At 63.2% G+C, this 23819-nt stretch carries 17 protein-coding genes; 10 read left to right on the top strand and 7 right to left on the bottom strand.

Translation table 11 applies throughout. From position 1 onward, the window contains the following. The first annotated feature begins 88 nt into the window (after positions 1–88). Complete coding sequence (locus tag K3152_RS00860) at positions 89–337, top strand: hypothetical protein (protein ID WP_221572222.1); 249 nt, start codon at positions 89–91, stop codon at positions 335–337. On the opposite strand, the gene K3152_RS14230 is transcribed toward K3152_RS00860, so the two are convergent. The 3 genes from K3152_RS14230 to K3152_RS00845 all read right to left on the bottom strand — a co-directional run bounded on the left by K3152_RS14230 (position 272) and on the right by K3152_RS00845 (position 8103). After that, on the bottom strand, positions 272–2605 hold the full coding sequence (locus K3152_RS14230; RefSeq protein WP_282098328.1) for a calcium-binding protein: 2334 nt from the start codon (positions 2603–2605) through the stop codon (positions 272–274). The two genes, K3152_RS00860 and K3152_RS14230, sit on opposite strands and share 66 nt — an antisense overlap. A 215-nt stretch (positions 2606–2820) precedes the next feature. Beyond that, a complete protein-coding gene (locus K3152_RS00850) occupies positions 2821–3831 on the bottom strand; it encodes a helix-turn-helix transcriptional regulator (RefSeq protein ID WP_221572220.1) in 1011 nt (336 codons plus the stop codon). Between the two features lie 105 nt (positions 3832–3936). After that, positions 3937–8103 (bottom strand): M10 family metallopeptidase, encoded by a 4167-nt coding sequence (locus K3152_RS00845; protein WP_221572219.1) that lies wholly within the window; start codon positions 8101–8103, stop codon positions 3937–3939. A gap of 211 nt (positions 8104–8314) precedes the next feature. Here K3152_RS00845 and K3152_RS00840 point away from each other — a divergent pair, with 211 nt between their 5' ends. Beyond that, positions 8315–11614 (top strand): VPS10 domain-containing protein, encoded by a 3300-nt coding sequence (locus K3152_RS00840; protein WP_221572218.1) that lies wholly within the window; start codon positions 8315–8317, stop codon positions 11612–11614. Between the two features lie 52 nt (positions 11615–11666). Continuing rightward, positions 11667–13730 (top strand): TonB-dependent receptor plug domain-containing protein, encoded by a 2064-nt coding sequence (locus K3152_RS00835; RefSeq protein WP_221572217.1) that lies wholly within the window; start codon positions 11667–11669, stop codon positions 13728–13730. On the opposite strand, the gene K3152_RS00830 is transcribed toward K3152_RS00835, so the two are convergent. Together K3152_RS00830 and K3152_RS00825 are read right to left on the bottom strand one after the other, a co-directional pair. Next, a complete protein-coding gene (locus K3152_RS00830; protein WP_221572216.1) occupies positions 13727–14242 on the bottom strand; it encodes a PepSY-associated TM helix domain-containing protein in 516 nt (171 codons plus the stop codon). The genes K3152_RS00835 and K3152_RS00830 overlap by 4 nt on opposite strands. A gap of 17 nt (positions 14243–14259) precedes the next feature. Then, a complete protein-coding gene (locus K3152_RS00825; protein WP_221572215.1) occupies positions 14260–17526 on the bottom strand; it encodes a VPS10 domain-containing protein in 3267 nt (1088 codons plus the stop codon). Positions 17527–17717: 191 nt separating this feature from the next. Here K3152_RS00825 and K3152_RS00820 point away from each other — a divergent pair, with 191 nt between their 5' ends. The 3 genes from K3152_RS00820 to K3152_RS00810 all read left to right on the top strand — a co-directional run bounded on the left by K3152_RS00820 (position 17718) and on the right by K3152_RS00810 (position 19183). Beyond that, positions 17718–18068: a DUF1428 domain-containing protein gene (locus K3152_RS00820; protein ID WP_221572214.1), complete on the top strand. Its 351-nt coding sequence runs from the start codon at positions 17718–17720 to the stop codon at positions 18066–18068. Between the two features lies 1 nt (position 18069). After that, positions 18070–18699: a glutathione S-transferase family protein gene (locus tag K3152_RS00815; protein WP_221572213.1), complete on the top strand. Its 630-nt coding sequence runs from the start codon at positions 18070–18072 to the stop codon at positions 18697–18699. 91 nt (positions 18700–18790) lie between these two features. Next, positions 18791–19183: a DUF302 domain-containing protein gene (locus K3152_RS00810; protein ID WP_221572212.1), complete on the top strand. Its 393-nt coding sequence runs from the start codon at positions 18791–18793 to the stop codon at positions 19181–19183. Here the strand turns inward: K3152_RS00810 and K3152_RS00805 are convergent. Beyond that, positions 19180–19773 (bottom strand): J domain-containing protein, encoded by a 594-nt coding sequence (locus K3152_RS00805; protein WP_221572211.1) that lies wholly within the window; start codon positions 19771–19773, stop codon positions 19180–19182. The genes K3152_RS00810 and K3152_RS00805 overlap by 4 nt on opposite strands. A gap of 60 nt (positions 19774–19833) precedes the next feature. On the opposite strand from K3152_RS00805, the gene K3152_RS00800 reads away from it, so the two are divergent. Genes K3152_RS00800 through K3152_RS00785 form a run of 4 tightly spaced genes read left to right on the top strand, consistent with a single transcriptional unit; the run spans position 19834 to position 22732 of the window. After that, the gene (locus K3152_RS00800) at positions 19834–20106 is read left to right on the top strand and encodes a BolA family protein (RefSeq protein WP_221572210.1); all 273 of its coding nucleotides are present in this window, start codon (positions 19834–19836) and stop codon (positions 20104–20106) included. Positions 20107–20119: 13 nt separating this feature from the next. Then, positions 20120–21010, top strand: a complete 891-nt coding sequence (locus tag K3152_RS00795) for a pirin family protein (protein WP_221572209.1) — start codon at positions 20120–20122, stop codon at positions 21008–21010. Between the two features lie 13 nt (positions 21011–21023). After that, positions 21024–21836 carry an SDR family NAD(P)-dependent oxidoreductase gene (locus K3152_RS00790; RefSeq protein WP_221572208.1) on the top strand — a complete coding sequence of 271 codons (813 nt, stop codon included), beginning with the start codon at positions 21024–21026 and terminating at the stop codon, positions 21834–21836. Next, positions 21833–22732: an alpha/beta fold hydrolase gene (locus K3152_RS00785; RefSeq protein WP_221572207.1), complete on the top strand. Its 900-nt coding sequence runs from the start codon at positions 21833–21835 to the stop codon at positions 22730–22732. Before K3152_RS00790 ends, K3152_RS00785 begins: the two co-directional genes overlap by 4 nt. Here the strand turns inward: K3152_RS00785 and K3152_RS00780 are convergent. Next, positions 22729–23796 (bottom strand): DUF2332 domain-containing protein, encoded by a 1068-nt coding sequence (locus K3152_RS00780; protein WP_221572206.1) that lies wholly within the window; start codon positions 23794–23796, stop codon positions 22729–22731. The genes K3152_RS00785 and K3152_RS00780 overlap by 4 nt on opposite strands. Positions 23797–23819 lie beyond the last annotated feature (23 nt).

Here is a 23819-nt window from a genome sequence, read left to right as displayed (position 1 = left end):
CGATATTTCGTATTGTAAGGCTCCCAAACACCTGCTCTGCGCCGTCGATTGCGGCTGCGAAATCGCTGACGATGAGACGCAAGGTATCGTGGCCGTCACCGCCATCGACAAGGTGTCCGAGGATGTAGGTTTCGATGAAGTCGTCGCCGTCGCCACCATAAAGGGAGCCGCCGCCGCTTCTACTGACGATGTGATCATCGCCGCCGCCGCCGTCGATGTGGTCGGCACCACCGCTGTTGATGAAGCGGTCGTTATAGGCACCGCCGATGATCTAATCGTCGCCGGACGAGAGGTAGAGTTCGAACTGCTCGAAATTTCGGACAATCGTGCCGTTTAGGTCCCATTCGTTTCCGGTCGTAAAGTCTGCAGTGACTCCCTCGCTGCTCCTTCCAATCGCCCCACGAAGAAGGTCGAGGCCATCGCCTCCATCTGCAAGAAGGTCGGCCGAAGACGTGCCCATATTCTCGACATCGATGGTATCATCGCCGTCGCCACCGAATGAAGTATCGGCCCCGCCTCCAGTGCGAATGAAATCATCTCCGGAGAGGCCATAGATGATTTCGATCGCCGAAGTGCCGAATATGTTGTTGTTCCATTCGGTTCCGAAAACTTCCACGCCGGCTACCGCGGACATCGCGAAGGTGCCGTCCGCAAACCGCACGTTCTCTACCGAAATGGCCGATTTTACGCCGTCCGGGGCACCTTCCCTGAGGTCGGTGACGGTAACTGTCTGGTTCTCCGCATTGAACCGGTAGTCGGCACGGTTGCCGGACAGCACCAGAGTGTCCGAACCATCGCCGCCATCGACAATATCATTGCCAGCGCCCGCATCGAGCACGTCGTCGCCCGTCGAGCCATATAGCTCGTCGTCGCCCGCCCCGCCGGAAAGCGTGTCGTTCCCGCCATTGCCGTAAATTTCGTCGGCATAGGCGCCGCCCGTGATCGCATCGTCTCCCGAGCCTGCGTAGAAGTGCATCCACTCGATGCCGCGCACAGTCGTTCCGTCGACCGACTGGTCGCCCGTCTCCAGCAGCGAGTAGACGAGGGATGCCGTGCTGGACGTCTTGTCGAAGAGAGCAAAGTCGAGACCGGCGCCGCCATCGATCAGGGTGTCGGCCGTTCCATCGACCAGCTGGGCGTAAAGGAAATCGTCTCCCTCGCCGCCCAACATGCTGTCCGCTCCCTCGTCGCCGAAGAGGGTGTCTGCACCCACTCCGCCGGCGAGCGTGTCCGCGCCAAGCCCGCCGTGCAACTCGTCGTCGCCGCCATTGCCGGTCAGCGTGTCGTCGCCGTCGAGGCCTTGCATCCAGTCACCATAAGCGTCGCCGGTGACGACGTCGTCGGCCGAACCGCCGGTGAAGGTGAGCTGCTCGAAGCCGGAAATCGCGGTGCCATGTGCCGTTTGCGTGGTCGCTGCCGAGATATCGATGACCTGCGCCAGAGTGCTTTGCGACACGTCGAGAATGAGATAGTCGATGCCATCGCCCCCCTCGAGGCTCGCATCGGCAGTTACGCCGACCTCGTAGGTGCTCCAGACGCGGTCGTTGCCGGAACCGGCGTCGACCACATCCGCACCGCCATCGCCGCTCAGGCTGTCCTCTCCGTCACCGCCGCGAATGATGTCGTCGCCATCGCCGCCGTACAGAATGTCGTTCCCTGCAAGGCCATTGAGTTCATCGTCGCCGGCGAAGCCCAGCAGCTCGTCATCCATCGCAGCGCCCGTCAGCGTGTCCGAGCCGGAACCTGCATTGATGGTGTAGTCTTCGAACCCGCTGACGTTCGTGCCGAAGAGGGTGAATTCGCCCCCGGCGCTAAGGTCTATCGTGATGGCAGTGGCATAGTCGGTTGCGTCGATTCCCAATCGATCACGCCCCTCGCCTCCCTCGGCGAGCGTATCGGCGGACCCCGACGCTTCCACATAGACCATTACGAGGTCATCCCCCGCCCCTCCACGCATGGTGTCGGCGCCAGTCCAGCCGGAAATTGTGTCATTGCCCTCGCCGCCCTCGACGAGGTCGTTCCCCTCACCGCCCGATACCTGGTCATCCCCAGCGCCCCCACGCAACGTGTCGTTGCCAGTTTCCCCGAAGAGTTCGTCATTACCGGCACCGCCCGCCAGGATGTCGTTTCCTTCACGGCCCGTTATGACATCATCGAGAGCACCGCCCGTGACGGTATCGACATTGGTGCCGCCCCAATATTCGATGCGCTCCACATTCACGACGGTAGTGCCGCCGAGGTTCCACGCGGCAGATGGGTCGGAGATGTCGAGCGTAAGCGCGCTGGTTGTGTCGACGCGCGAAATGATGGCGGTGTCGATCCCCGCGCCGCCATCGAGAAGCGTGTCGTTGGAGCCAGCGTAGGAAAGACTCCACAACTCGTCGTCGCCTTCCCCGCCGCTCAGGGAATCATTGCCATTGTCGCCGACAAGCCTGTCGTTGCCGTCGCCGCCATCGATGGTGTCGTCGCCATCGCCGCCGTAGATATAATCGAAGCCACCGTTGCCGTTGAGCGTGTCGTTCCCGGCTCCGCCTTCGATGTTGTCGAAGTCGTCCTCCGACCCTTCGATAACGTCGTCCCCGTCCGTACCGACAAAACCGCCCATAATTTCGACCCCCAATATCCCTTGTGATACATCCATCCACCAAAGGACGGCTGCCTTCAGCCTCTCGCGAAGCTGCAATTCCGGGGGCTAGGTGGCATCGTCCGGCGAAAGTATTTCGCGCTGGTGCGACCCCGATGCCCCGTTACAGCGGTAAACTATTGTTGAATTTCCTGGACCACCCAATTGGGTGGGTCTTGCCCTGAATTCTGCCGAGGCTAATCCAGCTTGCCCTCGCGCGCGGCGGCCAGCATGGCATCGCGTCGCTGGATACCGCTTTTCTGCTGCATGTTCTTCACATGCCAGCGCAGGGTTTCGTATGTGAGCCCCGCCTTTTCCGCCGCATTGCGCAGATCATCTTCGCCAAGGAGGACGGACAGGATTTCCTTCTCGCGCGCGGAAAAACCGTGGGCGATCGCGAACAGGTCGGTGCGCGTTTGCGTAAGGTCAGGCTTGGGGACGATGGCGAGGAAGCAATGGTCATCGTCTGCCAGCCATCCAAGCGAGCCGGGTACGCGAGAAAACGAAAGTTCGAGCCCAGCGATGTCGAGATGCAGCGCGGTCCCGCCGATGGCCGACCGGATAGCCCGCTCGATGGCCATGTCTATACGCTCATCACCGCTGGTGAGCTGACCTCCTAACAGTGAAAGGGAGTTACCCGCCGATAGCTGGCCGCCCTCGTCCGCGTCGCTGAAAACCACGCGGCGGGCAGGGTCCACCACGAGATAGCAATAGCCCTCGCCGCTCATCTGCCCCGCGAGGCTGCGCGAGAAACGGATGGAATCGCGCATCGCCGCTTCGAGCATCGGCAGGACGGCAGCAAGCCGCGCAGCTTCTGCCTGACCGAAGAATTCCTCGCGAAAACCGCGCTGGATGCTTATCGTGCGGCGCCCGATTTCGCGGTCGCTGGCGATGACACCGTGGACCGAATCCTTGACGTCGCCCCTGACATTGATGGCGTCGAAATACTCGGTGCCCTCAATCGTGTCGTTCGCAACATATTGCTGTCCAAGCTGGCAATGGTGGACAGGCGTGAAAAGGGCGAATTTTCTGCGAGGGTCGAACCGGTTGTAATAGTTATTGTAGCTGGCGAGCGGCTCTGGCGCGAGATTCCAGGTGGCGGAATGGCGGTATGGCCCGGCCTCCTCCGCCCCTAGCAGCATCGCCTTGGATCCACCGACCCATTCGGCAAGGTCCTGCAGCAGCGCGTCCCATTGGTACACGCCCACTGCAGCATCCCTGCATCGCTGCCCCAATTGTTCGATTGTCGGCCCCATTGCGCGAACTTCAAACACATGTTCAGGGGTTTGACAACCGAGCGGGTCTTTCGTCCGCTAAAGCACGAAATCACCCATGGTGAAATCGTGCACGCCTTCCAGCCTGATCTGGAAGTCGGCCACGCCGTCGCCATCGACATCGCCCGCGACGAAAGTGTCCTCGCCATCGACATAGAAGCGTAGCTCGCCCGCCGTGCCGGTGAACTCGGCCTCACCGATGAAGGCAAAGGCATCGTCATCGCCGCCGGTGATGGCATCGATGGCCCTGAGGTCGATGATATCGCCCTCGGCTTGGCTGAAGTCGGTCAGGACATCGGCATTGCCCTTCCACTTGCCCGAATGGCCGTCGTCGAACACGAAGGTGTCCATACCCGTGCCGCCGGTGAGTTCGTCGCGCGCCCAGCTGCCGGTGAGGACATCGTCGCCCGCGCCGCCGATGAGGATATCGCTCTGCGCACCGCCATCGAGCGTGTCATTGTCGTCCCCGCCGTCGAGCGTGTCGCGGCCGTTCGAGCCGAGCAGGCGGTCATCGCCCGCATCGCCGTAGAGCTCGTCATCACCGGCCTGGCCGAAGATGTCGTCGGTGTCCTCGCCGCCATAGGCTAGGTCGGCATCATTGCCGCCGTAGATACGGTCGTAGCCTGCCTCGCCATGGAAGGTGTCGGTCCCGGCGCTGCCCTTCATCAGGTCGCCGCCATTGCCGCCCCAGAGCGTATCATCGCCTGCGCCGCCGAGCATGTTGTCCCAGCCAGCGCCGCCGAAGAGGATATCGTTGCCTTCGCCGCCATCGAGCGCGTCACCGCTGCCTTCGCCGTAAAGCGTGTCGATATCCGCGCCGCCGGACAGGGTGTTGCTGTTCTCGTCCCCCGTCAGCGTATCGGCGAAGGACGAGCCGGCAAGGTTCTCGATCGAAACGAGCGTGTCGCTGCCAGCCCCCACGGTGTCTTGCGCGCCACCTGCAAGTGCGAGGCTGACAGTCACGCCAGCCGCTGCCGAGGCGTAGCTGGCCGTATCGGTGCCGTTGCCGCCGTCGATGGTGTCGTCACCTTCGCCGCCGTCGAGAGTGTCCCAGCCGGCCTCGCCCAAGAGGTCATCATTACCGGCGCCGCCTTCGATGATGTCGTTGCCGCCTTCGCCGTTGAGCGTGTCCGTTCCGCCATTGCCGTAAAGGGCATCAGCGCTGTCACCGGCGTAGATGTACGTCGTTTCGTCATCTCCGATGAGCGTATCGGCGAAGATCGATCCCTCGATGGCCTCGATGCCGACAAGCGTGTCGAAACCGCCGCCGCCGGTATCCTGCGCCGCGCCCTGCAAATTGAGGTCCACGGTCACGCCCGCCGCAGCGAGGCTGTAGGACGCAAGGTCGTAATTGTCCCCGCCGTCAAGCGTGTCGTCGCCCTCGAAACCGTCCAGCGAATCCGCCTGGTCACCGGCAGTAATCACATTGTCGCTGGAGTTACCGATGAAGTTATAGGCCTGCGAGGTGCCATCCCACGAAAGGTTTTCGAAATTGGCGGCCAGCGTATAGGCCGTCTCCCCGGTGATGATGGTGTCTGTGCCCTCACCGGCATTTTCGACAAAGCTGGCACCGGTGTCGTAATAGGTGTCGTTGCCGAGGCCGCCGCGGACAGTCGCGCCGCTATAAGCAGTTACCGTGTCGTCGCCGTCGGTCCCGAAGATGTCTCCGGTATAGAGATTCCAGATTTCGTTGATTTCGACATTATCGAACAGGTTGATGTCGCCGTTGAAGATTTGCCAGATAGCGCTGTCGATGCCTTCGCCTTCGAGCTCGACGATGCTGACATCGGTATCTTTGATTTCGTAGCTGTCGTCGCCCGCCCCGCCATGGACCGTGTCGCCGCTGTCGATGCCGGTGAACAGGGTGTCTGCCGCGTTGCCGGTAATGGTCTGGTTCGTTCCATCGAGACGAACCCAGTCGAAATCATTGTCCAGAGTGTAGCTGCTCAGGCCGACCCGCAGGTTCTCGGCGGAATCCACGCCGAATACGATAGTGTCGGACGCATCATCTTCCAGAACGTAGAAGTTTTCCGCGTTGTCGCCGCCATAGAGAATATCGGTGCCGGTTGCGCCGTCGAGCACATTGGTGGCGTAGTCGCCGCCGTGCAGTGCGTCGTCGTCCGCGCCGCCCCACAGCAAATTACCCATGGTATCGAAATCGCCGGTTGCTGCGCCGGAACCGCCGTGAAGCGTGTCATTGCCATCGCCGCCGTCGATGACATTCTCGACATAGAACTGGTCTGCAAGGACATCCATGCCGTTTACGACATCGCCGCCCTCGCCGCCGTCGACATAGACATAGTTCTCGTCGAGCGTCGTCGCGTTGACGACCGTGATGGTGTCGTTGCCGGCACCGCCGTAGAGATCGGCATACCCGTAATTCGCGGTGGCGTTCAGCGTCAGCGTGATCGCGTTATCTTCGGCGTTGGCGGTGAACTCGCCCCAATCGCCATCATAGGTGATGAGGAAGTTCTTGATGAGGTCCGGCAAGGTGTAACTATCGAGCCCGCTCAGATCGACCGTGTCGTCGAACAGGTTCGTACCCTGGAGAATGACCGTGCTGGCCTGGGTCACATAAAAGATGTCCTCGCCGTCGCCGCCATCCATGATATTGATTGCGCCGTCGAGGCCTTCGTAGAGGCTATCGCTCGAATTGCCGCCGCTGATGTAGTTCGTGACGCCGGCCCCGCTGCCGCCCGTGATGACGTCGCTGCCATTGCCGCCATTGAGGGTGTTGGTGACGGTGGTATGCGTGCCGTCATTCGAGAGGCCGGTAATGCTATCCGCACCGCGATTGCCGTTGAGCAGCACGTCGACCGTGCTGGCGCTACCGCCATCCACGACGCTCAAGGTGTCGCTGCCGCTGTTCGCATAGACTTCGAGCGAGACGGCATCGCCGCCATCGTCGTCCAGCGTGACCGTGATGACGTTATCGCCGAGATTGCCGTTGAGTACGGTCGAGTTGAACCCTTCAAGGTCCTCGACATAATCGGTCAGCGTGTAGGCAGAGAGCGTGGTGATGACGCGGTCGGTGCCCTCGCCATCGCGTTCGACAACGCTATCGCCAGCGTCGTCGACGTAATAGGTATCGTCGCCCAGGCCACCGGTCATGCTGTCCGCGCCGAGACCCCCGTTGAGCGTGTCGTCGCCGTCGCCTCCGACCAACACGTCATCACCGTCGCCGCCCGCGATCTCGTTGGCCAGCGCATTGCCAGTGATCGTGTCGGCATAGGTGCTGCCGGTCGCGTTCTCGATTTCGGCACCGTTTGCGATGGTGTAGCCGCCATAAACCATGCCAGCGCCGCTGCTGCCGTCCTGGTAAGAGGCATAACCGCCACCGCCGGCTTCGTTCTGCAGGGTCGCCTCGCGCAGGTCGAGCGTCACGCCGCCATCGCACAGTTCGGCGCTGATGGTGTCGGTGCCGCCGGCGTCCCAGATGCAGCGCCAAGCCTGCGTATCGCCGGTGCCGGGCATGTAGTAGATATCGTCGCCGGTAGCGGGCGACATGTTGGCGCCGTAGATGGCCTTGATGGCCGCGATGTCGAAGGCCATCGGCGTGGCGGCATAGCCGATATTCGAATAGCCGCTGTCGAAATCGGGATGCTGGAAGACATAGGCCATGACCGAGTAAAGGCCGGTCGAAAGATTGTTGTCGCCCGGGTCGTTCTGGCCCGTGACGCCGGGAAACGGTCCATCCCCTGTCGTCTCGAAGGTGTGGTTCAGGCCCAGCGCGTGGCCGATTTCGTGGAGGAAGGTGTAGAGCCCGTAGCCGCCTTCGACATTGGTTTCCGCATTCACGTAGAAGGCGTTGTAAGCCCCGCCAAGACCGGAATTGTTGGGCGTGTAGTGATAGGCGCCGTAGCCGTAATTCTCGCCGCTGACGATATATTCGGTCCAGGTCGCATCGGCCTCGGGGGCGGTTACCTCCTCGAAGGTCAGGTTTGCGACCGCACTCCATTCCGAAAGCGCCTGCCGGAACATGACATCGGAGTTGGTGGACGCCCACCCGCCGACGGTCGGATTGTCGTAGGCGTCGAGCACCGTCTCGTCATCCGACAGGTAGTAGGTGATCGTGCCGGTGTAATAGGTCCCGTAGATCAGAATTCTTACAGGACGTGAGGCGGAATCAGCCTGCAGCCGACGCGAAGCGACGACGCGCGACAATGCACGCTTTGCAATCTTGCGACCCCAGAGGCCCGGCACCATAGCGATCCCGTGGTGCGAGCCTTCGTCCAGTCATCCCTTCCTAGACGGCATAGACTTACCGCGCGATAAACCACTCGTGGAGAGTTCTGGATTTTTCGTGGATTTTGGGGGTTCAGATTACCCCTTCTTAACGATGCGAAGCCCCTTGCGCAGTGGTACCACTCGATTAAACCTTTCGCCCGAGGGTTCGGACAGGGGAGGTATCGGAACCATGATTGCACGCCGTCACGCCGGGAATTTGCTCAACGCCTGCACGGCCATGGCGCTGTGCCTAGCCCTGCCTGCATCGGCCGGAGCGCAGGACAAGGACAAGGCGGAAGCCAACCCGCTTGCCTCGCTCCCATTGCGTGGAATCGGCCCCTCCTACCCTAGCGGGCGCATCTCGGACTTCGCTTTCCTGACCGGGGACCATCACTATCTCGTCGCCACCGCATCGGGCGGGCTGTGGCTGACCGAAAACGGCGGCACCACCTGGAAGCCGATTTTCGACCGCGAAGGCTCCTACGCCCTCGGCGTCGTCGAAGTCGCGCCTTCCAATTCGAACACCATCTGGGTCGGCACGGGCGAGAACAATGCCCAGCGCTCGGTCGGCTTCGGCGACGGGGTCTACAAATCGACCGATGGCGGCAAGAGCTGGACCAATATGGGGCTGAAGGATTCAGGCCACATCAGCCAAATCTGGATCGATCCCGAGGATGCCGACACCGTCCTCGTCGCGGCGCAGGGCCCGCTGTGGAGCCCGGGCGGCGACCGCGGGCTCTACAAGACCACCGATGGCGGCAAGAGCTGGAAGCGCATCCTCGAAATCGACGAGAACACCGGCATCAACGAATTCGTCGTCCATCCCGACAATCACGACCTCATCGTCGCATCATCTTACCAGCGCAGGCGGCATGTCTGGGTGCTCATCAACGGCGGGCCGTCCTCGGGCATCCACCGCACCACCGATGGCGGGGAAAGCTGGAACAAGGTCTCGGCCGGCATCCCCGGCGGCGAGCTGGGCCGTATCGGCATCGCCAATGCGCCGAGCAATCCCGGCACGGTCTATGCCATCGTCGAAGGCTCGGACAAGGACCAGGGCCTCTACCGTTCGAGCGACTTCGGCCAGAGCTGGGAAAAGCGCTCGAACCACGAATCCAGCAGCCCGCAATATTACCAGGAGCTGGTGGTCGACCCGAAGGACGAGAACACGCTCTATTCGCTGGAGACTTTCACCAAGCGCTCGAGTGACGGCGGCAAGACCTTCACCGACCTGTCCGCAGACCACCGCCATGTCGACGACCACGCGCTGTGGATCGACCCCGAGAATACCAAGCACATGGTCATCGGCGGTGACGGCGGCATTTATGAAACATGGGACGGCGGCACGCTGTGGAGCCATGTCGACAACCTCCCCATCGTCCAGTTCTACCGCATCCAGCCCGACAATGCCGCGCCCTTCTACAATGTCTGCGGCGGCACGCAGGACAACAACTCGCTCTGCGGACCCTCACGCACCACGAACAAGCATGGCATCACCAATTCGGACTGGCACATCGTGCTGGGCGGCGATGGCTACAAGCCGCAAATCGACCCGCGCGACCCGAATATCGTCTATGCGCAATACCAGTATGGCGGCCTCACCCGCTACGACAAGCGCACGCAGGAGCGCGTGCCGCTGACCCCGCAGCCCGAACCGGGCGAACCGGCCTATAAGTGGAACTGGAACACGCCGGTCCTCATCAGCCCGCACAATCCGGACCGCATTTATTACGCCGCCGAATACCTCTTCGTCTCGGACGACCGCGGCAACAACTGGCGCAAGATGAGCCCCGACCTCACCCGGCAAATCGACCGCAACACGCTCAAGGTCATGGGCCGCGTCTGGGGTGTCGACACGATTGCCAAAAACAATTCCACCTCGATGTATGGCGCGGCCATCGCGCTGTCCGAAAGTCCGGTGACACGCGGCCTCATCTATGTCGGAACCGACGACGGGCAGATTTCGGTCACCGAGGATGACGGCGCGAACTGGCGCAACATGACAAAGTTCAAGGGCGTGCCCGACATGGCGCTGGTGGAGGACATCATCGCTTCCAACCACGACAGCGATGTCGCCTATGCCGTGTTCGACAACCACAAGAAGGGCGACCACAAGCCCTATGTCTACCGCACTGCCGACCGCGGGCGGACGTGGACCTCCATCACCGGCAACCTGCCCGGGCGCGGCACGGCGCACACCATCGCCGAAGACCACCGCGACCCCAACCTGCTCTTCGTCGGCACCGAGTTCGGCCTGTTCTACTCACAGGACCGGGGCGGAAGCTGGCACCAGATGAAGGGCAATTTCCCCGTCATCGCGGTGCGCGACCTCGAAATCCAGAGGCGCGAGAACGACCTCGTCGTCGGCACCTTTGGGCGCGGGGTCTTCATTCTCGACGACTACACCCCGCTGCGCACTTCCCCTGCCACCGTGCGCGAGAACGAAGCGACGCTGTTCCCCGTGCGCGACCCTTGGCTTTACATCGAAGGCGACCTCTGGGGCGGCTACGGCGGACCGCAGGCCTTCAACGGGGCCGATTTCTGGTATGCCGAGAACCCGCCCTATGGCGCGGTCTTCACCTACCATTTGCGCGACGGGCTGAAATCGCTCGCCGATGCGCGGCGCGAGGCGGAAGCGACCATCGCCAAGACCGGCGGCGACACGCCCTATCCCAGCTGGGAAGAACTGCGCGCCGAGGACCGCGAGGACGCGCCGGCCATCGTCTTCACCATCCGCGACAGCGCGGGCGCCATCGTACGCCGGATGACCGGCCCCAGCGGCAAGGGCCTGCACCGCGTGGCGTGGGACATGCGTCTCACCGCACCCGAGCCGGTGTCGCTGGGCGGCAGTGCTTCTGGTCCCTTCTCCTCTCCCGCGACCGGACCGCTGGCCCTGCCCGGCACCTACACCGTCACCTTGTCGAAGCGTATCAATGGCGTGGACACCGAGCTTGCCGGTCCGCAAAGCTTCACGCTGAAACCGCTCGAACGCTCACCCGAAGCAGCCGAGGACCGCGCCGGCGTTCTCGCCTTCCAGCAGCGCACGGCAGATGTAGTGCGCGTGGCCGCGGGCACGGCGAATGCGCTGGGCGAAATGCGCAACCGGCTCTCGCACCTCAAGGTCGCGGTCGACACGCTCGATGCACCCAATGCGGCCGAGCGCGCCGAAATCCAGCGCATCGAGACGCAGCTCGACAAGGCGGCGCAGGAACTTTTCGGCGACAGCACGGTCAGCAGCCGCAACGAAGCGGTGCCGTTCTCCATCATGAACCGCCTCTATTCCATCCGCTTCGGAAGCTGGTCGCACCAGTCACCGGTCACCGGGTCGGAAAAGGCGGCGCTCGAAATTGCCGAGCGCGAGTTCCAGCAATTGCTCGGCCAGCTGCGCCAGACCGAGGCGGCCATCACCGCGCTGGAGGACCGGCTGCAGGCGCAGGGTGCGCCCTATACGCCGGGCAGCGGTGTGCCCGACTGGCCTACCGGAGGCTGAGCCAAGGCTCAGGGTCGCGATGAGGACGGTTGGAAGGTTTGGGTTCCTGCCCTTGGCGGCAGCGGCTTGCGGCATTCCGCAGGTGGCGTTCGCCATGGACGAGCAGGATGATGAAAAGACCATCATCATCACCGGCACGCGCGCCGATCGGTCGCTCGATGAAGAGCCCTATCCGGTCGAGGTCGTCACGCTTGAGGACCTCCAGCGCGAACTGCCGCGCACCGTGCCAGAAGCCTTGCGCAGCCTTCCCGGCGTGCTGGTGCAGAAGACCGCTTCGGGCCACGGCTCGCCCTATATCCGCGGCTTTACCGGCAATCGCACGCTGCTGGTCGTAGACGGCATCCGCTACAACAACGCCACCTATCGCGACGGCGCGAACGAGTATTTCGCGCAGGTCGACCAGTTCACGCTGGCGCAGATAGAGCTGGTCTCCGGCCCGGCCAGCGCGCTCTACGGCAGCGAGGCCGTGGGCGGGACCATCGTACTGACCACCCGCCCCTCGGCGATGCTGGAGAAGGACGGGGATTTCTTCGAAGGCGAGCAATTCCTGCGCTGGTCGAGCGGTGATGGCTCGCTCACCTCGCGCACGGGTCTCGGCTTCGGCGAAGGCGGCACATGGGGCTTTCGCGGCGGCTTCACGGCGCGCGACTACAACGACATCCGCGCCGCTGAACTCGGGCGCCTGCCCTACACCGGCTTCACCGAAAAGGCCTTCGATGGCCGCTTCGACATCGCGCTATCGCCCGGCTGGACCGCCACTCTCGCGCACCAGTCGCTGTGGCAGGACGACGTGCCGCGCACCCATTCGACTGTGTACGCCGTACCGTTCGAAGGCACGGTCGTGGGCGACGACTTGGTTCGCGAGAAGGACCACCGCCGCTCGCTCACCTACGCCAAGCTACGCGGCGGGACGGACAGCAGATGGGTCGATACCCTTGACCTCACCCTGTCCTTCCAGAGACGATCGGAAATCGAGGACCGTACCCGCAACGATGGCCGCTCCATCGAGCAAGGTTTCGATTCCGCCATCTGGGCGCTGAGCGGTGTTGCAACGGCCGACCTCGGCTCGGTCTCGATGACCTACGGGCTGGATGCCAGCCACGAGACCATCGACAGCGAGCGCGAGGATTTCAATCCGGCCACCGGCGAAGTCCGCACACGGTTGCAGGGGCCGGTGGGTGACGATGCCGATTACGAGCAGGTGGGGACGTTCGTGCGCGCAGACTTCTCGCTCTCCGAGCAGGTCCTCATCGAGGCGGGAATGCGCTTCTCGCACGTCGCCACCGATATCGGCACATTCGCCGAACCAGTGACCGGAGAGGCGCGCTCGTTGAGCGGAAGCTGGTCTGACCTCTCCGGCTCCTTTCGCGGCCAATACACCGCACGGGAGCACCGCGTATGGGCCGCCTACAGCCGCTCCTTCCGCGCGCCCAATGTCGCCGACATAAGCCGCTTCGGGGCCAGCCGGTCGAGCGAAATCGAAGTCGCCAGCTTGGGCCTCGAACCGGAGAAGTTCGACACATTCGAATTAGCCTATCGCTACGAAACCGAAATGTTGGAACTGGGAGCGAGCGCTCATACGACCGCTCTAATCGACTATATCGAGACCGTCCCGACTGGCCGTATGCGCGAGGGATTGGTCGAGGTGGCAAAGAAAAACGCCGCCTCGGGCCGCATTTCGGGCCTCGAACTTTTCGGACGTGCCGCACTCGCCGCGAACTTTTCGCTGGAAGGCAATCTCAGCTGGCTACGCGGGCGGCTGACTTCACCGACCGCCGACGGTCCTGTCCGCGAACCCATCAGCCGCATTCAGCCGCTGACCGCGAACCTCGCGCTGGCATGGGAGCGCGGCGAGCACTGGCTACGCGCGGATATGCAATGGGCCGACAAGGCGGATGAACTCAGCAGCGGCGACTTGCTCGACCGCGAGCGCATCCCTCCCGAAGGAACGCCCGGCTACGTCCTGCTCGGTCTGAGAGGCGGGACACAGATTGCGGAAGGTCTGGAACTGAACCTCGCGCTCGAAAACCTGCTCGACGAAGCATGGCGTCCACATGGGTCAGGCAATAACGAGCCGGGTCGCCATGTCACAGCAGGCCTGCACCTGACCTTCTAGCGTTTCGCCTTCCTGCGCTTCGCCATGCGCGGGATGAGGAAGAGGTAGATGCCCGTCCCCCACATCACCAGCAGCAGCACGCCTGTCGGCAGGAAAATCCAGTATTTCATCCCGTCCGAGAAAAACGAGCCGTCATGAATGGTCTCGATAAGGTCGGAGCGGCGATAGGCGACCTGCAGTACCTCGGCGGTGGCGGTGTCGACCTGCACTTCCCAGCCCGATTTGGCGCGGAGCTTGGCGATGCCGCGGTCGACGCGCAAATCGATGCGGTCGATGTCCGACCAGTCCTCGATACCGGCTTCGGGATGCGCGCGCGCAGCTTCGACCATCTCATCGAAGGATGCACCGGGTATCTGCGCCTCCACACTCCCGCGCGCAGTGGGCGGCTGTATCCAGTCCACTTCTTTTTTCAGCATCAGGAACAGGCCGGCGGCGATGATGATGCCTGCCGGCACGAAGACGGCAAGAGACAGCCAGTAATGAACCTGGCGGAAGAATTTCCTCGGATTCATACTGGCTGTCTTTCGTATCAGGGTATCACGCTACCGGGCACCCAGGGCGCATCGGCAGCCACCAGCTTGCGCTCGAAGGCAGGGATGGTCTGCTCGACCAGCACCTTAACGCGGGCGCGGAACTGCTCGAATTCCTCGCGGGCATAGGCGACCTCGTTACGCTGCGTCTCCGTCGGGCCATAGGTGTTGTTCGACATGGCGAACATGACCATTTGCAGCCGCGCGAGGAAGCTCGGCACCATACGCTCGTTGATTTTCCGGCGTGCGGCGTTGCCGTGCACCATCGCATCGAGCGCGAGATACTCGTTACGGATGGCGAGCCAATCGTTCTCGAGCTGCTGGATATCGCCGCCGCGCGCATTGCGCATGGCCGTACCCAGCTTCTCCACCCGCTCGCCGAGATTGTCGATGGTGACATCGGCAGCAATCACCCGGCGCGAGAATTCGGAGATATCCTGCCAGAACTCTTGCGTGTCGGGCTGGTTGGGCAGCGCGCCCTGCTGGCGCAGCGGTTTCACCGTGAAGGGCTTGGGCCCGACCAGTTCGGTGGTCCGGCCATCGACCATCTTCGACAGCGAGACGGTGTACTGGCCCGGAGGCGCGAGAAAGCCGCTCGGATTGCCGAAGGACAGGCTGATATTGTTGGGATAGCGCAGGTCCCAATTGACCCGGTGGAAGCCCTTCTTGCCCGGCCCCTGGATGCGGCGGACCACATTGCCATCCGTGTCGCGAACCGTCAGCCAGATGCCCGGCTCCAGTTCCTGCAGTTCCGAGGTCATGCTTTCGAAAGAAGGAATGGGCGTATCCGCGCTTTCCTTGATGAGCGGGGCCTCCGCTTTCTTGCGAGCACCTGCACGGGTCGGCAGATCGTCTTTCAGGTAATAGGTGAAGTTCGCCCCGAACGGCGGGTTGGGCGCGGTGAAATAGCCATCGCCCTGCGTGGCCTTTCCATCGCGGCCGAGCGGGTTTTGGGGCAGGTACCACAGCGCGTCGCGGCCCGGGAACAGCATCGCCTCGTTCTGCAGGCTCGCCTCGGTCAGCTGACGCAGCGGCGAAATATCGTCGACGATGAAGAAACCGCGCCCGAAACTCGCGCCGACGAGGTCGTCCTCGCGCCGCTGGATGGTGACATCGCGGAAGCTAATGGTCGGCGCATCGCCCGTCAGCTTGGTCCAGTCGCGCCCGCCGTCGAGCGTGAAGAACAGGCCGAATTCGGTCGCGCTGAAGAGCAGGTTCGGGTTCTCATGGTCCTGCACGATGCGCCACATCAGGTGGCGGTCGGGAATGTCGCCGACGATGCTGCGCCACGTCCGACCGCGGTCGGTGCTCTTGAGGAGGTACGGCTTGTAGTCGCCATACTTGTGGTTATCGAGCGCGACATAGACCGTATCGGCATCGAACAAGTCGGCGCGGATATCGTTGACGAACGCGGTCTTCGGCACACCGGGAAGCGAGCCGACCTCCATCCGCCGCCAGTTCTGCCCGCCATCGCTGCTCACCTGGATGAGGCCGTCGTCGGTCCCGGCATAGAGGATGTCCGGGTCGAGCGGGGATTCGCCGAGCGAGGTAATCGTGTTGTACTGCGACATGGCGAGCAGGTCCCAACCCGCTTCCCAGCTGTACTGGCGGCCCTGGATGGGCAGCTGGAGCCGGTTTTCGTCGCGGGTCAAATCGCCGGAAATAGGCGTCCAGCTGTCGCCGCGGTCGTCCGAACGCCACACGCGCTGCGAGGCGAAATAGAGCCGCGTCGGCTGGTGCTGGCTGACGAGGATGGGTGCGTCCCAGTTCCACCGCTCGATAGGCTCGCCGGGGCGGGCCTTGGGCTGGATATAGACCGTCTCGCCGGTGATGCGGTCGACGCGGTTGAGGTTACCCTGCTGCCACTGGGCATACATGATGTCGGGATTGCCCGGCTCGACGGCCGACTGGTGTCCGTCGCCGCCCATGGTGACGAACCAGTCGGAGTTGCGGATGCCGTTGGAATTGTCGGTGCGCGAGGGGCCGCCTTGCGAGTTGTTGTCCTGCGTCCCGCCATAGACGGTGTAGAACGGCTCGGCATCGTCGACCGCGACCTTGTAGAACTGGGTAATCGGCAGGTTGTCGATGAAGCGCCAGGTCTTGGTGTGGTCGTAGCTTTCGTAAATGCCGCCGTCGCTGCCCCAGATGATGTAATCGGGGTCGTCGGGCCGGAAGGCGACCGCGTGGTCGTCGACATGCTTGGTCGAATTGTTGAGGTCGGACCAGGTCTTGCCGCCATCGTTCGATATCTGGCTGGTGTTCGAGACCATGTAGATGCGGTCGAACACATGCGGGCTGGCGTAGAGTTCCTGGTAGTAATGCGGGCCGGTGCCGCCGCCCACGGCATCGGACATCTTGGTCCAGCTCGAGCCGCGGTCATCGGAACGCCAGACACCGCCTTCGCGCAGGTCGAGCTCGATGGCGGCATAGACCACGTCGGGCTGCATGGGCGAAATGGCGAGACCGGTTTTGCCCTTCGCGCCCGAAGGCAGGCCCGTTTTCAACTCGGTCCATGTCTCGCCGCCGTCCTCGGAGCGCCAGAGACCGCTTTCCTTGCCCGTGCCGTTATAAGCAGCCACCGTGCGATGGCGCTGCCACAGCGCGGCATAGAGCCGGTCGGGATTGCGCGGGTCGATGAGGAGGTCGGTCGCGCCGGTATAGGGGCCGGACTTGAGGACGTTTTCCCATGTCTTGCCGCCGTCGGTCGTCTTGAAGACGCCGCGCTCGCCGCCGGGCGACCACAGCGGGCCTTGGGCGGCGACCCAGACGGTGTCCGGGTCTTCGGGATGGACGATGACGCGCGAGATATGCTCGGACTTCTTCAGCCCCATATTCTCCCAGCTCTGCCCGCCGTTTTCGGACAGGTAGATGCCGTCACCAAAGCCGATGTGGCGTCCGCCGTTGTTCTCGCCCGTGCCGACCCAGACTCGCGAATTGTCATTAGGGTCGAGCGCGACGGTGCCGATGGAATAGGCGCCCTGCCCGTCGAAAATGCTCTTCCACGTGGTGCCGGCATTCTCGGTCTTCCACACACCGCCCGAACCGACCGCGACGTACCATGTGGCGGGGTCGTCGGGCACGATGACGATGTCGGCGATGCGGCCCGACATGAAGGCAGGCCCGATATTGCGCAGCTTGAAGGCGTCGAACGTCTTGCTCGAGAGCGCGCTGTCGTCGCCCTTCTTGTCGTCATCCTTCGCCAGCGCGGCAGTGCCGAGACCAATCACGACGAAACCGCTCACAAGCGAGCGCAGCACATTCTTCATGGAAAATCCCCTCCCCGAGTCCTTGGCGGCACTCTAGCGCAATCGGGCTGCTTGCAAAGACCTGCGCTCTGCAAACGACAGGCTGGGTCGGCGAACTTCATTCGAGCGCGTGTACGGAGGCTTCCGACGAATTTGCCATCATACTTGCCGCAAGACTCGTGTAGGCCGCTCGCAGGAAGAGGAGAACGACCATGTATGTCAGCGGCTTCGTGCAGCCCGTCCCAAATGCAAACAAGGAAGCGTATATCGCTTCGGCGAAGGCTGGCTGGCCCTTGTTCAAGGAGTACGGCGCCCTCTCGATGATGGAAAACTGGGGTGATGACGTGCCCGAGGGCAAGCAGACCGACCTGCGCCGTGCGGTTGCTCTGGAAGAGGGCGAGACCACGGTCTTCAGCTGGATAGTCTGGCCCGACAAGGCCACCGCCGATGCCTGCTATGCCACCATGGAAACAGACGAGCGCTGGCAGCAGCTCGACATGCCTTTCGACGGCAAGCGCATGATTTTCGGCGGCTTCGAAACCATCTTCAGCGCGGAGAGCTGAGATGGCCGAATACACCTTTTTCACCAATCCGATGAGCCGCGGGCAAATTGTCCGCTGGGCGCTCCACGAAGTCGGCGCGGATTACGAGACCGAACTGGTCGACTGGCAGGCCAAGCCCGAGGGGCTGACCAAGGCCAATCCGCTCGGCAAGGTCCCCACCCTCGTCCATCACGATGGCGACCACATCCATGTCGTCACCGAATGTGCGGCCATTTGCCATTACCTTGCCGAGATGAATCCCGATGCGGGCCTGCTGCCCGGAGCGCACGAGAAGGCCGATTATTTCCGACTGCTGTTCTTCGCCGCAGGTCCGGTCGAACAGGCCACCACGAGCCGCGCGATGGGTTGGAGCGTGGATGACCCGCAGAAACAGGGCATGCTCGGCTTCGGCAGTTACGAGCGGGCGATGGAGGCTTTCGAGACGCTCATCGCCGACAGCGACTATGTCTGCGGCGAGCGCTTCACCATGGCCGACGTCTATGTCGGCAGCCAGGTCGACTGGGGCCTGAATTTCGGCTCCATCCCCAAGCGGCAGGTGTTCGAGGACTATGCGGAACGTCTTCGCGAACGGCCGGCCTACAGGGAAGCCAAGGCGATCGACATGCAGTTGATCGCGGAGGCACAGGGGTAGGCCGTACGATCCCGTCGCCGTGCCGGCCGAACACACAGCCGGGATCGGAACTGCCATGACCAAGCTCGATTGTATGAGGCGAGGAGGCACCATGTCCTATTATATTTCCACCCACCTTCACAAAGGCTTCGACGATGCGATCCCGATGGTGGAACAGGCCTTGTCCGAACAGGGGTTCGGCATCGTCACCCGGATCGACATGCAGGAAACGTTGAAGAAAAAGATCGGCGCGGACTTCCGGCCTTACACGATCCTTGGCGCCTGCAACCCGAAGGCCGCGCACGAAGCGCTGCAGCTGGAGGACAAGGTCGGCACGATGCTGCCGTGCAACGTGATCGTCCAGCAGGTCCACAACGGGCTGGTAGAGGTGGCCGCAATCGATCCGGTCGCATCGATGCAGGCGGTAGAAAATCCCGACCTGCACGAGGCTGCCCGCGACATCCGCGAAAAGCTAGCCGCAGCCATGTCGGCGCTGGGCGGCTAGGAGATCGCCCTGCAACGCCTGAGGGTCTGGTAGGCCTCCACCACGCGATTCAGCCGCGTCTCGTATTGCCGGTCGCCGCCGTTCCGATCGGGGTGGTAGCGGCGCACGAGTTCCGAATAACGCCGCCGCAGCCTGCGCCGATCGATGTCGCTGCCCAGCCCCATGACTTCCAGCGCCTCGGCCTCTTCGCGGCTGAAGCGGCCGTCCATCGCCAGTTCGGCCTCGCGCCGCGCACGGCTCTTGATGCCGCTGGCGCGCGCGGAAATCGCGTCGAGCGGGTCGTCGTAGTCCGCCCAGCGCGGCATCCCATCGACGCCTGCGGTGGGCCGGAAGGTCGGGCTTTCGGTGCGCCAGCCGCTCGCGGGGCTTTGCGCGTCGAAGATTTCTTCCGCGCTCATGCCCTCGAACCAGTCGTAGCCCGCGTTGAACTCGCGCACGTGCTCGAGGCACATCCAGCGCCAGCTTCCCGGCCCGTCGAAACCGTGCCCTGAACCACCCGGCGCGCGGAACTCGCCCGGCTCGTTGCAGGCCGGGTGGTCGCACACCCTGCCGGTGTCTTCATATCTTCCGTGAAACTTTGACTGGCGCATTCGTTCTAGAATGGTGAGCGAATTGCGCTATGCAAACCCCGCAAGAGGAGATTTCGCCGAATGACAGGACCGGTCCAACAGGAAATGGAACGACTGCTCACGCAGGCTTTCCAGCCCACACGCCTCGAAGTTATCAATGATAGCGCCAGCCATGCAGGCCATTCGGGCGACGACGGCAGCGGGGAATCTCATTTTACCGTCATCATCGAAGCCCCCGCCTTTGCCGACAAGTCGCGGCTCGACCGGCAACGCATGGTCAACAAGGCGCTGGGCGACATTCCCGGAGAGCGTGTCCACGCCCTCGCCATCCAGGCTTCCGCACCGACACCATAAGAAGGGGCATACCATGAGCCAGATAGACCTCACGCTGACGCCGACGACGCATGACCTCGGCCAGTTCGAGGTCCGACGGGTGCTGCCCAGCAAGAAGCGGACCATGGTCGGGCCCTTCATCTTCGTCGACCAGTTCGGCCCGGCGCAGCTCGACCTCGGTACCGGCATGGATGTGCGCCCGCATCCGCATATCAATCTCGCCACCGTCACCTGGCTGTTCGAAGGCGCCATCGACCACCGCGACAGCCTTGGCAGCTTCTCGACCATCCGGCCCGGGCAGGTGAATTTGATGACGGCCGGCAAGGGTATCGTGCATTCCGAGCGCTCGCCCGAGACCGAGCGCAAGGCCGGACCGAAGCTCTACGGCATGCAGACATGGCTCGCGCTGCCCGACGGCAGGGAGGAAATCGACCCGGCCTTCGAGGCGGTGTCCGACCTCCCCGTGGTCGAGGACGGACGCGCCAAGGCCATCGTCATCATGGGCGAGCTTTGGGGAGAGCGCGCACCCGTCACTACCTATGCCGACACCATCTACGCCGAGATCGTGCTGGGCGCAGGCGGCGCGATCCCGCTCGAAGAGGGTGCCGACGAACGCGCCGTCATGCTGGTCGGCGGCGAAGCGAGCGTCGATGGGCATCCGCTCAAGCTTTACGAACTCGCCGTGCTCCAGCCGGGGCGCGACATGACGCTGGAGAGCAAGACCGGCGCGCGGGTCATGCTGCTGGGCGGCGAGGCGTTCCAGACCGAACGCCATGCATGGTGGAACTTCGTCAGCTCCAGCCGCGAGCGCATCCAGCAGGCAAAAGAGGATTGGCGCAATCGCCGCTTCGCGCAAGTCCCCGGCGATAGCGAAGAGCGCATCCCACTGCCCGACGGCCAGCCCAAAACCGTCACTTACCCCTGACTAAGGAGAACCCATGAGTTTCGAAGGCCAGACCGTCTGGATTACCGGCGCATCCTCGGGCATCGGCGCTGCATTGGCGCGCGAATGGGCCGGGCGCGGCGCCAATATCATCCTCTCGGGACGCGACGAGGCGCGGCTGGGCGAAGTTGCGGGCGGCCTCGATACCGAGACGCTCACCCTCCCCTTCGACGTGCGCGACGAGGATGCGATGCGCGAGGCTACCGAGAAAGCTATCGGCTGGAAAGGAGCCGTCGACATCTTCGTAGCCAATGCCGGCATTTCACAGCGCAGTCCTGCGGTCGATACCGACATGCAGGTCTATCGCGACATTATCGACATCGACTTGACCTCACAGATTGCCGCCAGCCAGGCGCTCCTACCCCACATGACCGGACGCGGGAGTGGCAAGCTCGCTTTCATTTCCTCCATAGCGGGCAAGGTCGGAGTGCCGATGCGCACCGCCTATTGCGCGGCCAAGCATGGCCTCATCGGCTATGCCGACGCCTTGCGCGGCGAATTGTCGCAGAGCGGTGTTGACGTGCATGTCATCTGCCCCGGCTCGGTCGCCACCGATGTCAGCCGCAATGCGCTCAACGGCGACGGAAGCGTGCGCGGCAAGAGCGACAAGGCCATCGACAACGGCATCGCTCCCGATGACGCGGCCAAGCGCATTGTCGAAGCCATTGAACTGAACCAGCGCGAAATCATCGTGGCCGAGGGCATGGAGGAAGCCATGGGCGAACTGCGCCGCACGCCCGACCAGCTGCTAGACCAGGTCGCGGGCATGGTCGCCAAGGGCTATATGGAGAAGATGCAGGCCGAATGATGGAGCAAACGCGCATCCGCCTCGCCAACGGCATCGAACTCGACACGGTCGACACGGGCCCGCGCGATGCGCCCGTGCTCCTCTTCTTGCACGGCTTTCCCGAAAGCCACCGGACATGGCGGCACCAGATTGCGCATTTCAGCGACAGGTATCGCTGCATAGCACCCGACCAGCGCGGCTATCGCGGCTCGTCCAAACCCGAGGGCGTGGACAATTACACGCCCGACAAGCTCGTCGGCGACATCTTCCTGCTGGCCGATGCGCTCGGCGTGAAGGAGTTCACGATTGTCGGCCATGACTGGGGCGGCGCGATTGCATGGGGTGTCGCCATGGCTGGCGAGCAGATGGGCCGTGTGAAGCGCGCCATCATCGCCAATGCCCCGCACCATGCGGTCTTCCAGAAGCTGCTCTATACCTCACCCGTCCAGCGCGAGGCGAGCCAGTACATGCGCGGCTTCCGCGATCCTGCGAACGATGCCCTCGTGCAGGAGAAGGGCCTCTTCGGCATTCTCGAAGCGCAAATCCGGTGGGACGCGCCCGACAAGATGGAGCCCGAGGAACGCGCGCGCCTGCTCGAGGACTGGCAGGACCGCGAAGCGGCCTTCGCGATGCTCAACTGGTATCGCGCCAGCCCCATCGACATTCCGGCCATGGACGCACCCTTCGAGGTTCCCGAAGGTTGGGCGCCCCCGCCCTTCCCACCGCAGACCATCCCGACGCTGGTCATCTGGGCGCAGGACGACTTGGCGCTACCGCCGGAAAACACCGCCGCACTGCCCGAGCATGTGAAGGACCTGACGCTGATCGAAGTGCCCGACTGCGGCCACTTCGTCCCGTGGGAGGCACCCAAAGCAGTCAATGCGGCGATGGAAGAGTTCCTCGCGCGGACGGCCTAGCCACTCAGCCACTCTACCCACGCACCATGCGGGTGGGCGTTGGCGAGATGCACTTCGTCTTCGCCGCCGGGCCAGTAACGGACCTTGAGTTCATGCGCGAAGGTCTCGCGATTGGTTTCGAGCGAAATGTGCGCAAACGGGCGTTCGGGTGTCGCTTCTGAGCCTACTGTTTGAATTGCACCTTTAATTCTGTGCTGCGCGTCATCGGTTAGATACTGCCACATTATCGAATGCGCCAAGACGCGGGTCACTCCCTGTTCCTGTGTCTTCGATAACTCTTGAAAGACCCATTCCCACGCATCCATGCGTTCGACTTCCGGAGACATCATCTTTGCCAACTCGATTGCGGCATCGATGCGCGCCATCCGCCCGGTCGCCTCGGGCCACACGTAGCTCTTGAGCCGCAAAGCCTGCGCTTCGTCGGTGAGGTCCACCGGCGCAATGTCGCTCCCGCGCGCATCGACGAAGCCGATTTCGCTCGCAGGCGGAGGCCCGCCGCGCCATTCAGGCGCAATGCGCATCCGGCTGCCGCCGGGGCCGGTCTTCACTCCGCCGAGGTCGTAGTGATAGCGGCCCAGCATGGTGTTGATGCCCGCACTCGCGCCGATTTCGAGCCACTCGAACTGCGCGGTGGTGCGGCCATCGGCCAGCCACAGCAATCCGGCTGCAAAACTCGCCGACCGCCCCGCCTCGTTGGTCTGCGGCGGCCCGTCGAGCCAGGGCATCAGCTGGAAGTCGTGCGTCTCGATGATCTCGCGCACCAGCGTATCGACCTGTCCCTGATCGGGCATGCGTCCGGCGTAGACATCTTCCAACCGCGGCTCTTCGCCGGTCAGCAGGAGGTTGTGCAGCCCGCCCGCAATCCGCAGCGGCATGGCATCGCGCAAAGAGAGCCCCTGCCAGGCGAAAATCCGCCGGGCCGTCGCCGCCTCGCTATCCTCCAGCGCCAGCAGCGCGCGGATGACCTGCGCCGTGCCGGGCGCACCTGCATTTTCCGCGTGCTTCGCCTGCCATTCGATAGCTTCCGGCACCGAAACGATATCCATCACTGCGCCGCCTGCCATATCCGTTGCCCTTTCGCCTCTCT

This window comes from Qipengyuania polymorpha, from assembly GCF_019711435.1.
Lineage (GTDB): Bacteria > Pseudomonadota > Alphaproteobacteria > Sphingomonadales > Sphingomonadaceae > Qipengyuania > Qipengyuania polymorpha.
This window is presented reverse-complemented; position numbering and strand designations above follow the sequence as displayed.

Coding starts and splice junctions, on each gene's coding strand:
- K3152_RS14230 (WP_282098328.1), bottom strand. CDS start 2,605: ATGGGCGGTTTTGTCGGTACGGACGGGGACGACGTTATCGAAGGGTCG.
- K3152_RS00845 (WP_221572219.1), bottom strand. CDS start 8,103: ATGGTGCCGGGCCTCTGGGGTCGCAAGATTGCAAAGCGTGCATTGTCG.
- K3152_RS00840 (WP_221572218.1), top strand. CDS start 8,315: ATGATTGCACGCCGTCACGCCGGGAATTTGCTCAACGCCTGCACGGCC.
- K3152_RS00830 (WP_221572216.1), bottom strand. CDS start 14,242: ATGAATCCGAGGAAATTCTTCCGCCAGGTTCATTACTGGCTGTCTCTT.
- K3152_RS00825 (WP_221572215.1), bottom strand. CDS start 17,526: ATGAAGAATGTGCTGCGCTCGCTTGTGAGCGGTTTCGTCGTGATTGGT.
- K3152_RS00820 (WP_221572214.1), top strand. CDS start 17,718: ATGTATGTCAGCGGCTTCGTGCAGCCCGTCCCAAATGCAAACAAGGAA.
- K3152_RS00815 (WP_221572213.1), top strand. CDS start 18,070: ATGGCCGAATACACCTTTTTCACCAATCCGATGAGCCGCGGGCAAATT.
- K3152_RS00810 (WP_221572212.1), top strand. CDS start 18,791: ATGTCCTATTATATTTCCACCCACCTTCACAAAGGCTTCGACGATGCG.
- K3152_RS00805 (WP_221572211.1), bottom strand. CDS start 19,773: ATGCGCCAGTCAAAGTTTCACGGAAGATATGAAGACACCGGCAGGGTG.
- K3152_RS00800 (WP_221572210.1), top strand. CDS start 19,834: ATGACAGGACCGGTCCAACAGGAAATGGAACGACTGCTCACGCAGGCT.
- K3152_RS00795 (WP_221572209.1), top strand. CDS start 20,120: ATGAGCCAGATAGACCTCACGCTGACGCCGACGACGCATGACCTCGGC.
- K3152_RS00790 (WP_221572208.1), top strand. CDS start 21,024: ATGAGTTTCGAAGGCCAGACCGTCTGGATTACCGGCGCATCCTCGGGC.
- K3152_RS00785 (WP_221572207.1), top strand. CDS start 21,833: ATGATGGAGCAAACGCGCATCCGCCTCGCCAACGGCATCGAACTCGAC.
- K3152_RS00780 (WP_221572206.1), bottom strand. CDS start 23,796: ATGGCAGGCGGCGCAGTGATGGATATCGTTTCGGTGCCGGAAGCTATC.